Source organism: Sphingobium sp. LB126 (assembly GCF_002795205.1).
GTDB classification, from domain to species: Bacteria; Pseudomonadota; Alphaproteobacteria; order Sphingomonadales; family Sphingomonadaceae; genus Sphingobium; species Sphingobium chungbukense.
Genome location: NZ_NETV01000002.1, coordinates 527,361 through 542,113, shown reverse-complemented (window position 1 = coordinate 542,113; position 14,753 = coordinate 527,361). Strand labels below are relative to the sequence as shown.

Genomic DNA, 14,753 nt, shown 5'->3' with positions numbered 1-14,753 from the left:
TCAGGCGTCACCCGATAGGGTCCGTTCCCCCACGATTTCCAGGCCGAACCCTTCCAGCCCGACGATATGGCGACGCAGCGTCGTCAGCAGCACCATCTTCTGCACGCCAAGGTCGGCCAATATCTGCGCGCCGGTGCCATAATGGCGCAGCTCCATTTCCGACACATGATCGCCCGTTTCGACCGCGCGGGAAATATGATCCGATGTCGATGTGCGCACCAGCACGATGACGCCCCTGCCCTCGCACCCGATTTCCTCCATGCAACGCTGCAACAGGCGGCTGCGCGGGCCGCTCATGCCGAACAGGTCGTAGAGCGGCAGGCTGCCATGGACGCGGACCAGCACGGGTTCGCCATCGTCGATCTCGCCCTTTTGCAGCACCACGCTTTCCACGCCGTCGACCGTGCTGCGATAGACCTTGATCGTGAATTCGCCGCCAAAATCGGAATGCAGGGTGGACTGCGCGACCTGCTCGACGACCTTGTCGAAGCGGCGGCGATAATGGATGAGGTCGCGGATCGTGCCGATCTTCAGCCCGTGACGTTCGGCAAAGCCGATGAGGTCGTCCAGCCGCGCCATGCTGCCGTCATCGTTCATGATCTCGCAGATCACACCGGACGGATTCAGCCCTGCCATCCGGGCGATATCGACCGATGCCTCGGTATGGCCGGCGCGCACCATCACGCCGCCGTCGCGGGCGATCAATGGGAAGACATGGCCAGGCGTCACGATGTCCGCCGCACCCTTGGTCCCGTCGATCGCCGTGGCGATGGTACGGGCGCGGTCGGCAGCGGAAATGCCGGTCGTCACCCCTTCCTTCGCCTCGATGGAGACGGTGAAGGCGGTTTCATATTGCGTGCCGTTGGTGCGGCTCATGGGCGTGAGGCCCAGCGCCTCCACCCGCTCCCGGCTCAGCGCGAGACAGATCAACCCGCGCCCATGGGTCGCCATGAAGCTGATCTTTTCGGGCGTCACCATCTGCGCCGGGATGACCAGATCGCCCTCATTTTCGCGATCCTCGTCATCGACCAGGATGAACATCCGGCCCTGCCGCGCCTCCTCGACGATCTCTTCGGTGGTGGCGATGGTGTATGTCACATCTGCCTCTCAAGAGGTGTCCGGGTGGCGCTGTCCGCGCGCAGGCCGGCCTCCAGAAAATGGGGGATGATGAGCGCGGCGCTGGCCCAGTCGATCTTGCCGAATTCGACATCCATGATTTCTGCCAGCCGTGGCCCGTTGACCTGCGGATAGATATAGGCGCCGAGCACGGTGGACATGGCGAGGAAGAAACGGGTCTCGTCAAGATGGGGCAGAGCCGTGCGCAGCAGCCGGATCAGCCGCGAACGCGTCGCCCGCACCAGCGGCCGGGCGATCGCCCGCGCCTCCGGCGAAGGGTCCATCAAGGCGCGGCAATAGACGAGATGGCTGGTGCGCTGTTCCAGCGGACCGATATTGCCCGCCAGCGCCGGGCTGAAAAAAGCCTCCAATATGGCGCGCAGGGCCGGTTCGCCCTTTGCCTCAAGCGCATCGAAACGGGCGTTCTGCGCCGAATGGATCGGGTCGAAATGGCGCTTGAACACCTCCTCGAACAATTGCTGCTTGTTGTCCCAATGGCGGCTGAGCACCGCAAGGCTTGTGCCCGCCGCGGCGCTGATCGCGCGGATGGTGCAGCGGTCATAGCCTTCGCGGATGAACAGTTGATCGGCGGCGTCCAGGAAACGCTCGCGGCTGCTTTCCCCGCCGCGCTCCGACGCGCCTCGTCCCCTGCTTCCATTGGCGGCTGCCGCCGCGCTGCTGTCTGACTTGTTCATGACCCGGCCATAGCGCCATATCGGCCATCGACGAAGAGCAGCGGCGATATTTCATCACGATTGGCCACCCTGCTCGCCAGGCCGACGATCACATCGTGCGATCCGGACGACTGGCGGGAACCGACGGCGCAGAAAATATTGGAAAGCGCGCCGGGAAGATAGGGAATCCCCCGTTCGTCCGCCAGCCATTCGCCCGCACCGAAGCGGTCGTGCGAAGCGCGGGACACGAAGTCCTGGCACAGCGCCTCCTGACTGTCGGACAGCACATTGACGCAGAACGCGCCGTTGGCAAGCAACGGCTTGTGAATCAAGGCCGTGCGATTGACCGCGATGACCAGCGAGGGAGGATCGAAGCTCAATGACATGAACGCCGTCATCGCAATGCCGAAGCGGTTGCCCTCAACGTCGCCGGTGGTGACGAGCGCGACCCCGCTCGCCACCCGGCGCATGGCCTGGCGGAAATCGTCCAATATCGGATGATCCTGCGTGAGCGCGGGGTGGCTCATCCCTCGATACTCCTCTCGCGCGTCTTTATCGTTCAGATCGGGAAATGGCCCGACTGGGTCTCCACCGTGATCCAGCGCAGTTCGGTGAAGCTGTCGATCCCCGCCTTGCCCCCGAAACGGCCATAGCCCGACGCGCCGACGCCGCCGAAGGGCATTTGCGCCTCGTCATGCACGGTCGGGCCGTTGACATGGCAGATGCCCGACCGGATCTGGCGCGCAACGCGCAGGCCGCGCGCGGCGTCGCCGGTGAAGACGGCGGCGGACAGGCCATATTCGCTGTCATTGGCGATGCGGATCGCGTCCGCCTCGTCCTTTGCGCGAATGATGGCGACGACCGGGCCGAAGCTCTCGTCGCGATAGAGGTTCATTTCCGGCGTCACGCCGTCGATGACGGTGGCGGACATCAGCACGCCCGTTCCCTTGGCCCCCGACAGTAAGCGCGCACCCTTGGCGAGCGCATCGTCGATCAGCGCGTTGACATGGTTCACCGTCTTGATGTCGACCACCGAGCCGAGCGGCGTCTTGCCCTCACGCGGGTCGCCCGCGACGAGCGTTGCCGCCTTGGCCGCGAATTTCTCGGCAAAGGCGTCGGCGATGGCGTCGACCAGGATGATCCTTTCGGTCGACATGCAGATCTGGCCCTGATTCATGAAGGCGCCGAAGGCGGCGGCCTTCACCGCTTCGTCCAGATCGGCATCGTCCAGCACGACGAAGGGCGCCTTGCCCCCCAGTTCGAGCAGAACGGGCTTCAGATGTTCGGCGGCCCGCTTGGCGATGATCCGGCCGACATGGGTGGAACCGGTGAAGTTGATCCGGCGGACGGCCGGATGGTCGATGAGGGCGCCGACGATGTCACCCGCATCCTCCGGCGCGTTGGTGACGCTGTTGACCGCGCCTTCGGGGAAGCCCGCCTCGGCAAAGGCCTCGATGATCAGGCTGTGCGTGCGCGGGCAGGTTTCCGATGCCTTCAATATCACCGTGTTGCCGCAGGCGAGCGGCACGGCGATGGCGCGGACGCCCAGGATGATCGGCGCGTTCCACGGCGCGATGCCCAGCACCACACCCGCCCGTTCGCGAACCGCCATGGCGAGGCAACCGGGCTTGTCGGAGGGGATCACCTCTCCGCCGATCTGGGTGGTCAGCGCGGCGGCCTCACGGACCATGCCGACGGCCAGCGTCGCGTTGAAGCGCGCCCAGCCCTCGGTCGCGCCGATTTCGGTCTTCATCGCATCGACCAGCGCGTCGGCGCGGGCGTCGAGCGCATCGGCCGCCCGGTTCAGTACGGCGCGGCGGGCATTGGGGCCAAGCGCCGACCATTGGGAAAGCGCGGCGGCAGCGCGGTCGGCCGCGGCGATGGCGTCGGCCACGGTCGCGCGCGGCGAACGGCTGGCGACCGTCCCGTCAAGCGGGTTCAGACGCTCGAAATATGCAGTTGATGCCATGGGTCACTCCACTCCTCATGCAGCCGGGCGGCGTGAAGGCCGCCCGGCTGCACCTGTTCTTCTTACTTGCGGCCGACGCCCGACTTGGCCAGGAATTCCTTGACCTGACCGCCGAAGCCGTTGCGCTGGGCCACCATATGGTCGCCTGCGCGGGCGCGGTTGAGGCTGCCCAGATAGAACATTTCATAGAGCTCGACGCGCCCGCCCAGCGAGGAGATGGCGAAATCGCGCGCGGTGCGCATGATCTGGGCGCGTTCCTCCGCCGGGATGTCGTTCGCGCCCGGCAGGTAGCGGCGCAGCATGTCGCCCACTTCGGGATTTTCGAACAGGTCCATCGACGGCGTCGCCAGCATGTTGTGCGACCCCAACGCGCAGATGATCTGGTTCACCCGGACCATCCATTCCGGCATGATCGAGCGCAAGACCGCCAGATCGCCATGGGGGAAGAAGGCCCCCGAGGTGCCCCATTCATGGGCATTGGCTTCAGCGGCGGTGATCGCCGACTTGGTGAGCTTCATATAGGTGTGGATTTCGCCCAGCATGGCGGCCACGTCGGAACGGCCCTCGCTGTTGGTGATGCGCGCCATCAGCGTGCACAGATCGTAAGCGAATTCCAGCTTCACCATTGCGCGGATCGCGGTCTGTTGCAGCGTGTTGCCCGGCGAGACGCCGCGCGTCACATTGTTGTAGACGTCCAGATTGCCGTCGATGAACAGCCGCTCATAGGGCACCTCGACATCGTCGAAGACCACGAACACGTCCTGCTCGTCGAAGCGCGAGGAGAAGGGCGCGTCGGCCACGCTCGCCTGCACGCCATAATGGTCGCGGCAGAACATGGTAAGACCCTTGGTGTTCGACGGCACAGAGAAGCAGAGTGCATAGTCTTCAGCACCACTCGGAATCGGTGATGAAGGATAGACATAGAATTCGTCGGAGAACGGCCCGAGCGTTGCGAGCATCTTGCCGCCGCGTACCACGACGCCGCTTTCGGTGCGCTTGACGACATGCAGGGTAAGGTCTGCATTCATGCCAGCCAGATCGCCCGTGCCCTTGTCGATGTTGGCATGAGCGATGGCGTGCGTCAGCGAAAGGTCACCCTCGATGACTTCGCGGTGGAATTTCGTCAGGCGGTCATGATAGACCAGATCGCCCTTTTCCCAGATGTCGCGGCGGGCGACATGGCCCGACAGAACCACGTTCACATAGTCAGGCGTGCGACCCAACATGCCGTAGCTATAGCGCGCGAAACGGTCGAGCGCACGGTGACGGATTTGAAGGTCTTCCTTCGAGCGCGGTACGATCAGGCTGGCGCTCATCTTTTCGTCGCGCCTTTCGGGATCGTCGACGATGCAGTCGTCGGCATGTTCGATCTGATAGTCGAAATAGCGGGCCATGCCGTTCAGCGAACCCTGGAATTTGGGCTCGTTCAGCACATCGACCTTTTTGTCTCCCAGCCAGACGACGCGGTCGTCATTCAGACCCGCAAGATATTGCTGCCCGTTGCGAACTGCCATTCACCCTACTCCTGAAGCGAAAATCGTTTGATGAATACATATGTATTCGTTAAGGAGCAGGGGCGCAAGATGGAAAATGAGACCTTGAAAAACGGCGGATTTCCTGGGCATTCATGCCCGTCGAGGGCAAAATCATTTGACAGTGCGCAAACGAATCGCGCATAAAAGGGAACGAAGTTCTGACAGACGGAACCGTTAGGATAAGGATGTCTCAAAGGGTCGCGCAGCAAGACGACTCGGATGGCGCCTGCATTCCGCGCGGTATGGCCCGTCGGAGCGAATATCCGGCTTCGGATATTCCTTCAATCCACCGAAGGCGAGACGCCCGAGATCGAAAGGGTCACTGACGTGTCCACAACTGCCAGGCTGCCCATCGCCACCGTGCGGCGATATGCCTATCTGAATGTCGTCGCCAGCTTCCTGGTATGGGGTTTCGCTTTGGCGGGCATCTCCATGATGATGCCGGTCATGTATGACAGCATCGCCAAGGATACCGGCTGGACCTTGGGCCAGACCACCAACTTCATGGTGATCAAGTCGCTGGTGTCCGCGCTGACCGGCCTGCTGGTCGGGCCGATGTTCATCAAATTCGGGCTGAAGCGGGTCTATATCGTGTCGCTGGCCGCCATCGGCCTTTCGACCTGCCTGCTCTATTTCGCCAAGACCCTGCCCATTTATTATGGCGCGGCGGCGCTGTCGGGCTTTTTCAGCATCAACTGCAACATCGCCTTCCAGGTGACGCTGGCCCGCTGGTTTTCGGCGCGGCTGGGTTCGATCACCGGCACGGCGCTGCTGGGCGGTGCCGTCGCGGGTGCGATCATTCCGCTGACGACCACCTATCTGGTCCAGCAATATGGCTGGCATGTCACTTCGGGTCTTGCCGGTCTGGTCGTGCTGGTGGTGCTGACCACGCTGGTGGCGCTGCTCGCCCATGAATCGCCGGAAGTCTATGGCTACACGTCCGACGAGATCGACCCGCCAAAGGGCAGCACGCAGCACGCCGCGCCTGCTGTCGCGGGACCGCCTCCGGGCGAGGATTTCAACCTTATGCTGCGTTCGCCGCGCTTCTATGTGCTGCTGGCCGCGGTGTTCGCATCGGGCGCCTTCAGTAACGGCATCAACGAACATACCGCGCTGTTCCTGTCGCACCATGCGGACCTCAGCAAATATATGGCGGCGCTCGGCTTCACGATGGTCATGGTGATCTCCGCGCTCGGCAAGATCGCCTTCGGTTGGGTGTTCGACCGCATTTCCACGCGCGGCGTGGCGCTGTGCTGGCTGTTGTGCGCCGTCGCCGTCGCACTGGCCTTCCCGGTCGCTGGCCCTGTGACATTCATCACCTTCACCCTGTTCCGTGGCCTTGCCCAGGGCGGCGTCGTGGTGCAGCAACCCATCCTGGCGAAGCATATGTTCGGCCTGCGCCCGGTGGCGCAGACCATCGCCTTCCTGATGGCCGCTTTCCACCTGGGCGCGGCGACGGGCATCGGCCTGATTGGCCTCGGCTATGACATGACCGGCGGCTATACCGTGCCGTTCATCGGCGTGATCGTCACCGCTCTTGTCGCCAGCGCCCTCGCGCTGACGTTCAAGCCCAAATATTGGGTGGGGTACAAGGGCGCCTGATCGCCCCTTCATCCCCTGCGATACAGGAAAGGCCGCTCTTAGGAGCGGCCTTTTTTTGTGCTGATGTGACTCGGCGGATCGGTTTGCCCTTCAAGCAGCAGCCATGAAAAAGCGGCCGATCTGACTGGATCAGATCGGCCGCATCACATCCCGCGACTATAAGCTCCTGGGATCAGCTCTCGACGATCCAGGCGATCCCGCCCTGCGTGCAACCGGCACAGCTCTGGTCGAGCAGACCGCGCATCCGCAGCGTCATCCTGTTGTCCCGGCCCAGCACAAGTTCGCGGCTGTCGCGGTCACGGCCTATCATGGCGCCCTGTGTCATCCGGCGACCAGCCGAACGCGCCAGTTCACCCATCATGTGATAGTCCGACCAGCTCGTATAGCCGACCACCGGCACGTCCGAGGCCAGCCATGCAGCGCAATCGCCGTGGAACAGGCGGACCATTTCCCCCTGCGGATCGGCCACGTCGCAACCGGCCGCGCGGGCGGCGTCATGCAGCGACCGTCCGCCTTCCAGCCGCCTGTCGCAGACGGCGCGAAAGGGCGGGCGCACCGCCGCGAACAGCCCCTCGGGCAGGGTCACGGCGGACAGGACCGCCCCGCCCCCCATCGTCCCGATCAGGCGCCGCCGCGTGATCACTTGGCGGCCTCCCCGGCCTTGTTGTTGCGGGCCAGATAGCCGGCGATCAGCTTCAGTTCCTCGTCCGTCACCTCCACACGGGAAATGGGCGGCATGCTCATCAGACCGTTGCGCGCCACGCTGACGACGAAATCGGCGTCGAGGTCGGTGCGCTTGGCGAGTTCGCCCTGCCCTTCGCCCAGCCGCCGCTCCAGCATGATGGTGCCGGTATTATGGCCGATATGGCAGAAGCCGCATTCCTGGCGATAAAGCTTTTCGCCGGGCGACATGGCGCTGGCCGAAGGCTCCACTGTGGCCGCATCGGCCTTTTCCCCGCCATCCGGCCGCGCGCAGGCGACCAGTGCCGTCAGGGCGAGCGCCATGGTGCCCGTCGTCGCCCAGAAGGACCCGTTACGCCGCATCATGCCTTCGCCCCTTCCCGGCCGATGCCGTTGCGGCCCGGCGCGATGATGTTGTTGGGATCGAGCGCCTTCTTCACCCGGTCGTTGAGCCGGGTAATGGCGCCGTTGTTGAAGTCGAACGTGTCGGCGACGATGTCCATATAACTGATATGTCCGCGATATTCGGCGTAACCGTCCGCCGCCGCGCGCGCGACGAGGGTACGGTACAGCTTGTCCACGCGCGCCGTCATGTCGGCATCGTCGCGGTCGTAGAGGATCAGGCTGACATTGTTGATATGCCGCTTGCCGATGGTGAAGCTGGCATAATAATCATGGCCGACCTCGTCATAGAGACGCTTGGTGCGCTTGGCATAGTCGAGGATCAGCTTGCCGTCCGGCGGCATGACCGGCGCGAAACTCAAATGCCCGCCGCGGCCGCCATACCAGTTCACCGATTGCAGCGCGAGCGTCGAGGGAATGCCGCGCGCGGACTTTTCCACCGGATCACCCTTCTGCCAGATTTCGAAGTCGATCTTCTTGCCGAGTTTCGGTTCGAACAGGTCGCGGATCAGCTTCACATGCGCCTGCACCGCGCCCGCATAGCCGAACAGGAACAGTTTCGTGTTCCACCAGCCAAGGTTCAGCTTCTTCATCATTTCTTCGCTGGCCGAATCCGGCAGCGCGCCGGGGCCGTCATACCAGTCCTTGCGCTGCGACTGGACGGATGCGGCGCGCACCGGGCTGCCGAAGACGATATTATGCTGGATGACGTCGCGGCGGCGCAGTTCGGTCAATATGTCGAGCGCCCAGCTCGCATCCTCGAAATTGGGGAGGGCGAGCGTGATCTTCGCCGTCATTTCCGGTTCGGGCTGGAGCCACAGGCCCGCCTTGGTCACGACGCCCAGATTGGACTGGACGAACATCTGGTCCCAGCCGGGGCCATAGCCGTAATGATAGGCCTGCCACACCTTGCTGTTCGCCTGTGCGCCCATTCCGGTGCGGACCATGTCGCCGTCCGGCAGAACGACCTCCAGCCCGCAGAGGGTTTCGGTATGGTCGCCATAGGGCGTGTAGCCGATGCCGCGATCCAGCGCATTGCCGACGACGCTGCCCCAGCTATTGCCCGGCACCGACATCCACAGCGGGATATTATTGTCCTTGAGGTGATTATAGAGGTCGAAATAGCTGACCCCCGGCTCCAGCAGGCAATGGGCGAATTTTTCGTCGACATCGAGGATGCGGTTCATCCGGCTCAAATCCAGGATGACATTGCCCCGCATCGCCGGAGCAGCAGCGCCATAGCCGAAATTCTTGCCCCGGCCGACCGGCCACAGCGGCACCTTATGCTCATTGGCGATGCGCACCAGCGCCTGCACTTCTTCCGCTGACGCAGGGGCGAGGACGGCGGACGACTCATGGTCCATGCCATCGCCCATCGCGTAAGGATCGAGATAGGTGGCGCGATCCTCGTCGCTGGTCAGCACCCATTGCTTTCCGATCGCCGCGCCGAAGCGGTCGATGGCCTTGGCGAAGGCGGCGGCGCTGACATTCCGGGGAGTGAGAGAGGTCATATCATCCTGCTACGCTATGCGGGGCCCGGACCGCTTCCAGCGGCCGGGCCAGGCCGCAAGTCAGATATTTTCCAGCACCTTCAGATCTTCGGCGCTGGCCCAGTTGCCGTGCAGGCCGAAACGCAGCCGCACCGGAATATTGACGGTCGCGATCGGACCGTCGGCAATGCGGGTCGCCTCGAAGATCAGCAGGTCGCTGCCGTGGGTGTCCAGCCGGTTGCAGACCATGACGATCCAGCCGTCCCCTTCCGGCGCATCCTTGGAACGGGGCACGAAACAGGGTTCCTGAATGCTGGAGGTCGGCCCGACCCAATATTTCTGCTCCTCTCCGGTCTCCAGATCGACCATGCCGAGCGTGTTCATCACCCATCCGCCCGCGCTGCCGCCCTTGAGTTCGACCGGCTGCGAGGGATCGATCACGACCATCCAGCCATAGCGATATTTGCGGCCCGTGTAACGCTCGTCATAGCGGGGGAATTCGCCGATCATATCGGACAGGCGCTCGCTGCGATATTCCTCCTCATTCTGGCTGAGGTCGACGGTCCAGCGCGTCAGGAAGGTGCGGCCCGCCATGGGATCGAAGGGCTTGTCGTTGATGTCCGGGAAGAAGGGCATCATGTTGTTCTGCGCCACCGGCATGTCGAGGATCAGTTTCGACCCTTCCTGATAGGCGTTCATGACATGGGCGGTGAAGCAGCTTTCGCCCTTGAACCAGCGAATCTCGTCAGCCGCGGTGCCGGGCTTACGCGGCACGACCGCGAGGTGGCTGGGCATGGACGTATCGAACCCGAAATGGGGCTTGCCCGCTTTCAGCCGTTCCCAGCTGCTTGTCATCGGCATGACGGAGAAGAGTGCATAGTCTTCGGTGATGGCGAAGTCATGCATCATGCAATAATAGGGCGTTTCGAACCAGATATCGTACAGAAGTTCGCCCTGCGGCGAAATCTCGTAATAGGTCATGTCGCGGGTCAATATGCCCTTCGACGCATAGCCGAAGCCGCACATATTGCCGGTGACGGGATCGGTCTTGGGATGGGCGGTGAAGGTCTCGCCCTTCATCTTGCCGCCGAAATCCGTGTAACCTTCGGTTTCCAGCGTCGCCGGATCCATCGCCAGCGCGGGCGAGTCCTCCTTCAGGCCATAGAGCTTGCCGCCATGAATATAGGCGTTGGTGTTCGCCGTGCCGCGAATCCTGCCCTTGACCGACTCGTCGTCGGTCAGCGGATTGCGGTAGGCGCCGAACAGCGCGCGGCCCGCTTCATTTTCCAATTTCCACTTGTCGGTCTTTGCCCAACGCTGATGGAAATCGACCTTGCCGCCCTTGATCCGGAACATGCTGATCATGCCGTCGCCGTTGAAGGCGATGTCGTCGCCCAGCAGCGGCGGGAACTGATGTTCGGGCTGCACGCGATAGAAGGCGCCGTCCATTTCCGCAGGCACCGTGCCGACGACATTCAGGTCCTGCACATCGGCTTCCACCCGTGACGGCGTATTGAAGCCGGTGAAGCTGGGGGTGTTGGGAAAGCTGGTCATCCTCTTCTCCTATCAGGCGACGAAGCTGGGCGCGATGGGCGTCAACGCAGCTCTATCGATGTCATGGTTCCGGTAGAGAGAATTATGTTCTATTTTTTCGAAGGTCAAGGGAGAGAATGGTCATCCCCGCCCGGCAGCCGCCGCCTTACTGCGGCCAATCGGCAACAATCGAGCAAGAGTTTTCGGGCCGACTTGACCGGTATCAAAGATGGTTATAAAAAGAGAATGCCGTTCTGACATACGGAACGATAATAAGAATGGTTGGCGGTGGCGCCGTACATCACCGTTCCGTTAATCACGGAATCTTTCAGGAGGGAGCTTAATGCACCGGAATTCGCTTTATTCTTCACTGCTTGCCGGCATCGCGGCCAGCGCGCTGATGCCCGCAGCGGTGTGGGCGCAGGAGAGCGCGGCACAAGCCGCCACCCAGCCCGCCGCCGTTGCCGAATCGGCAACCGAACAAGCATCCCAGGGCGGCCTTGGCGATATCGTCGTCACCGCGCAGCGCCGTTCGGAAAGCGCGCAACGCCTGCCGCTGTCCATCGAAGTCCTTTCCGCCGATTCCCTGCGCAAGGCAGGCGTGTCGCAGGCAACCGACATAGCGAGGATCGCCCCCGGCGTGCAGATCGCCCAGGGCGGTACGGCCACGCAGGTCTATATCCGCGGCGCGGGTACGCCGACCACGACGCCGCTCAGCGATCCGTCGGTGTCGCTCAACCTCGACGGCGTCTATGTCGCCCGGTCCCAGTCCTTTGGCGGGTCCTTCTTCGACATTGAACGCGTCGAAGTGCTGAAGGGTCCGCAGGGCACGCTCTATGGCCGCAATTCGAGCGGCGGCGCGCTGAACGTCATTCCCGCGACGCCCAAGCTGGGCGAGCGCGGCGGCTATGTTCAGCTCGGCATCCAGAATTATTCGGGCGTCAGCAGCGAGGCAGCGGTCAACCTCCCGATCAGCGATACCATCGCCCTTCGTGCTTCCGGCCAGATTGTGTCGCGAGACGGCTATATTTCGGACGGTTCGGATGACGACAAGCACCAGTCCGCTCGTCTCCAACTGCTCTTCAAGCCGAGCGACGCCTTCTCCCTGCGGCTCTGGGGCAGCTATCAGCATCTGGGCGGCCGCGGCCCCGGCAATGTGTCCTACAATCCCAGCGCGAGCACGCCCCTGGGCGGTCCCGACCTGCCCGACAATGAATGGACCAGCGTTGTTCCGGAACTGAACAAGCGGCTCGCCCTTCTGCGGGCCCCGCGCCGCTACGATTCTTCCGACAGCTATCAGAATATCGACGCCTACAATCTGCACGCGCAGGCCGACGTCAATCTGGGCTTCGCCACGCTGACGGTCGTCCCGGCCTATCAGCATGTGAGCATGCGGGCCAAAAATTATCCCGGCATCATGTACAGCACGGTTTCCGCGCTGACCGACGAAGGCCAGGTGTCCAAGGCGAAATCGCTGGAAGCCCGTCTGATCGACAATGGCGGCAGCCCGCTGACCTACACGCTGGGCCTGTTCTATTTCGACGAGAATCAGACCAATGCATCGACCGTCGACCTGGCGACCGTCGCCCTTGCCTATTCGGCTTTGCTCAAGACCAAGAGCTATGCCGCCTTCGGTCAGTTGAGCTATGAACTGTTCGATGGTTTCAAGCTGATCGGTGGCCTGCGCTACACCAATGAAAAGCGTTCCATCATCGATGGTAAGCAGTTCCTGCTGCCGCGCTATCCGTCCACGGCTTGCTCGGCGACTGTCACGACGCCCTGTGCATCGTCGCTGAACATCAACACCAGTCTGAAGGATGACCGGATCAACTATCGGGCGGGCTTCGAATATAATATCGCGCCGCGCAGTATGATCTATGGAACCGTATCGACCGGCTTCAAGTCAGGTGGCCAGACCGTGGCGGATGTCGAACCCTATAAGGCGGAAACCATCACCGCCTTCACGGCCGGCACCAAGAACCGCTTCTTCGACGGGCGTTTGCAGGCCAATCTGGAACTCTTCTACTGGAAGTATAACAATCTTCAGCAGAGCCTACAGCGGCTGGGCCGCAATGGTCGCAGCGTGTCCACCATCATCAATGCAGGCAAGGCGACCTCCAAGGGCGCGAATCTGGATGTGATTGCAAAGGTCACGGACGCCGATACGCTGAACTTCGCGGTAGAATATAACAAGGCGCGCTATGGTGAGTTCATCTGGACCGCCTATACCACGGCTCCGTCGACCGGATGCGCTTTCAGCCCGATTTCGGGCACGGCCAATTACAGCGTCGACTGTTCTGGCTTCCAGATGGCACGTTCGCCCGAATGGACGGGCAGCGCGGGCTATACGCACAGCTTCAATGTCGGCAATGGCGGTCATCTGGACCTGGGCGCGAACATGACCTTCGCTTCGAGTCGCTGGCTGCACGCGTCCTTCGTGCCGAACGCGCATGCCGGCGGCTACGCGCTGGTCAATCTGAACGCGACTTACACGGCGCCGGAAGATCGGTTCACGGTGGATGCCTTCGTCCAGAACCTGACCAAGAAGGCGGTCTATACCGGCGGCGATCAGATCCCGGCCATTGGCGGCTTCTTCGCCGCGACGATCGCGGCACCGCGCGTCTATGGCGTTCGCCTGCGCGCCAATTTCTAAAGGCAAGAGCCAAAGGTCGCCTGAGCGTTCCGGGGCGTGGGTGCATCGGCATCCGCGCCCGGCCTCAGATTGGGAAAAGGGCGGATTTCCGCCCTTTTTTCTTTTCAAAAATGCAGCAAATCGGCGTGCTCGGCCTTGACTCCTGTACGCCTCGCATAATAAAATAGAACTATATTCTATCAGACAGAATACAGTGGAGATCGCGGTGAAAATTGCTCGTTTCGACGGAGGTAGGATCGGTGTCGTCCTGGGGGACGAGATCGTCGACGTGACTGAGGCTTGCGGCATCGCTCCAGGCGAATGGCCCCCGGTCGGGCCGGTGCGCCTGATCCGCGATTTCGCTGAACTGCGTCCCGCCATCGAAGCGGCGGCGGCTGCGGGCGAGCGGCTTCCCCTCGCCTCCGTCCGGTTGGAAACGCCGGTGCCATGGCCGAACAAGATCATCGCCTATCCGGTGAACTACCATGCCCATGGCAAGGAAATGCAGGCGGGCTACCGCGCCACCAATCAGGGTTTCTTCCTGAAGCCCAATTCCTCGCTTTCCGGCCCCGCCGACCCGGTGGTGCTGCCCAATGTGCCGGGCCGCGAGGTCCATCACGAAGCCGAACTGGGCATCATCATCGGCCGCACCGCGCGCGGGGTTAAGCGCGAAGACTGGAAGGATTATGTGTTCGGCTACGCCTGTCTGATGGACATGGTGGTGCGCGGCCGCGAGGAGCGCGTCTTCCGGAAGGCCTATGACAGTTTCTGCCCGGTCGGCCCCTGGATCGCGACTGCCGACGAGGTGGGCGACGCCGAACAGCTCGACTTCAAGCTGTGGGTGGGCGACGAACTGCGCCAGTCGGCCAACACCCGCGACCTGGTACTCGACATTCCCGGCATGATCGAAACCGCTTCGGCGGTCATGACGCTCCAGCCCGGCGACATCATCGCTAGCGGCACGCCCGAAGGCGTGGGTCCGATCGTCGACGGCGACAAGGTTCGCATCTGGATCGAAAATGTCGGCGAAATGACCGTGGATGTCGTGCAGGGCAGCGAAGGCGCGACCGAAGTCTTCGCTCAGGCCTATGTCCCGCCGATCATCAAGCAGAACTGATC

The 14,753-nt window shown here is 62.6% G+C and carries 12 protein-coding genes; 3 read left to right on the top strand and 9 right to left on the bottom strand.

Annotated features, from left to right (window positions below; genetic code table 11):
- The 5 genes from ribB to CAF53_RS18595 all read right to left on the bottom strand — a co-directional run bounded on the left by ribB (nucleotide 1) and on the right by CAF53_RS18595 (nucleotide 5,273).
- Complete coding sequence (ribB, locus tag CAF53_RS18615) at nucleotides 1-1,098, bottom strand: 3,4-dihydroxy-2-butanone-4-phosphate synthase (RefSeq protein WP_277949208.1); 1,098 nt, start codon at nucleotides 1,096-1,098, stop codon at nucleotides 1-3.
- Nucleotides 1,095-1,811, bottom strand: coding sequence for a TetR/AcrR family transcriptional regulator (locus CAF53_RS18610; RefSeq protein WP_100239160.1), 717 nt, complete (start codon nucleotides 1,809-1,811; stop codon nucleotides 1,095-1,097). The genes ribB and CAF53_RS18610 overlap by 4 nt, the downstream gene beginning before the upstream one ends.
- Nucleotides 1,808-2,317 carry a flavin reductase family protein gene (locus tag CAF53_RS18605; protein WP_100239159.1) on the bottom strand — a complete coding sequence of 170 codons (510 nt, stop codon included), beginning with the start codon at nucleotides 2,315-2,317 and terminating at the stop codon, nucleotides 1,808-1,810. The genes CAF53_RS18610 and CAF53_RS18605 overlap by 4 nt, the downstream gene beginning before the upstream one ends.
- Before the next feature lie 32 nt (nucleotides 2,318-2,349).
- Nucleotides 2,350-3,759 carry an aldehyde dehydrogenase gene (locus CAF53_RS18600; protein ID WP_100239158.1) on the bottom strand — a complete coding sequence of 470 codons (1,410 nt, stop codon included), beginning with the start codon at nucleotides 3,757-3,759 and terminating at the stop codon, nucleotides 2,350-2,352.
- Nucleotides 3,760-3,821: 62 nt separating this feature from the next.
- Complete coding sequence (locus tag CAF53_RS18595; protein WP_100239157.1) at nucleotides 3,822-5,273, bottom strand: 4-hydroxyphenylacetate 3-hydroxylase N-terminal domain-containing protein; 1,452 nt, start codon at nucleotides 5,271-5,273, stop codon at nucleotides 3,822-3,824.
- A gap of 348 nt (nucleotides 5,274-5,621) precedes the next feature.
- Here CAF53_RS18595 and CAF53_RS18590 point away from each other — a divergent pair, with 348 nt between their 5' ends.
- Nucleotides 5,622-6,896, top strand: a complete 1,275-nt coding sequence (locus CAF53_RS18590; protein ID WP_157801297.1) for an MFS transporter — start codon at nucleotides 5,622-5,624, stop codon at nucleotides 6,894-6,896.
- A 172-nt stretch (nucleotides 6,897-7,068) separates the two neighbouring features.
- Here CAF53_RS18590 and CAF53_RS18585 read toward each other — a convergent pair whose 3' ends face one another.
- From CAF53_RS18585 to CAF53_RS18570, 4 genes are read right to left on the bottom strand one after another with little or no spacing between them, the layout of a single operon-like run.
- Entirely contained in the window at nucleotides 7,069-7,539 is a 471-nt protein-coding gene (locus CAF53_RS18585) for a hypothetical protein (protein ID WP_046764010.1), read from the bottom strand.
- Nucleotides 7,536-7,943, bottom strand: a complete 408-nt coding sequence (locus tag CAF53_RS18580; RefSeq protein ID WP_100239156.1) for a cytochrome c — start codon at nucleotides 7,941-7,943, stop codon at nucleotides 7,536-7,538. Before CAF53_RS18580 ends, CAF53_RS18585 begins: the two co-directional genes overlap by 4 nt.
- Entirely contained in the window at nucleotides 7,940-9,490 is a 1,551-nt protein-coding gene (locus tag CAF53_RS18575; RefSeq protein WP_100239155.1) for an FAD-binding oxidoreductase, read from the bottom strand. Before CAF53_RS18575 ends, CAF53_RS18580 begins: the two co-directional genes overlap by 4 nt.
- A 60-nt stretch (nucleotides 9,491-9,550) precedes the next feature.
- Nucleotides 9,551-11,023, bottom strand: a complete 1,473-nt coding sequence (locus tag CAF53_RS18570) for a carotenoid oxygenase family protein (RefSeq protein ID WP_100239154.1) — start codon at nucleotides 11,021-11,023, stop codon at nucleotides 9,551-9,553.
- Between the two features lie 322 nt (nucleotides 11,024-11,345).
- Here CAF53_RS18570 and CAF53_RS18565 point away from each other — a divergent pair, with 322 nt between their 5' ends.
- Nucleotides 11,346-13,655, top strand: coding sequence for a TonB-dependent receptor (locus CAF53_RS18565; protein WP_100239153.1), 2,310 nt, complete (start codon nucleotides 11,346-11,348; stop codon nucleotides 13,653-13,655).
- Between the two features lie 205 nt (nucleotides 13,656-13,860).
- A complete protein-coding gene (locus CAF53_RS18560; RefSeq protein WP_100239557.1) occupies nucleotides 13,861-14,751 on the top strand; it encodes a fumarylacetoacetate hydrolase family protein in 891 nt (296 codons plus the stop codon).
- Nucleotides 14,752-14,753: the final 2 nt, after the last annotated feature.

Bases quoted from the DNA above. Each gene is read 5' to 3' on its own strand.
- CAF53_RS18610 (WP_100239160.1), bottom strand. From the start codon at position 1,811: ATGAACAAGTCAGACAGCAGCGCGGCGGCAGCCGCCAATGGAAGCAGG.
- CAF53_RS18605 (WP_100239159.1), bottom strand. From the start codon at position 2,317: ATGAGCCACCCCGCGCTCACGCAGGATCATCCGATATTGGACGATTTC.
- CAF53_RS18600 (WP_100239158.1), bottom strand. From the start codon at position 3,759: ATGGCATCAACTGCATATTTCGAGCGTCTGAACCCGCTTGACGGGACG.
- CAF53_RS18595 (WP_100239157.1), bottom strand. From the start codon at position 5,273: ATGGCAGTTCGCAACGGGCAGCAATATCTTGCGGGTCTGAATGACGAC.
- CAF53_RS18580 (WP_100239156.1), bottom strand. From the start codon at position 7,943: ATGATGCGGCGTAACGGGTCCTTCTGGGCGACGACGGGCACCATGGCG.
- CAF53_RS18575 (WP_100239155.1), bottom strand. From the start codon at position 9,490: ATGACCTCTCTCACTCCCCGGAATGTCAGCGCCGCCGCCTTCGCCAAG.
- CAF53_RS18570 (WP_100239154.1), bottom strand. From the start codon at position 11,023: ATGACCAGCTTTCCCAACACCCCCAGCTTCACCGGCTTCAATACGCCG.
- CAF53_RS18565 (WP_100239153.1), top strand. From the start codon at position 11,346: ATGCACCGGAATTCGCTTTATTCTTCACTGCTTGCCGGCATCGCGGCC.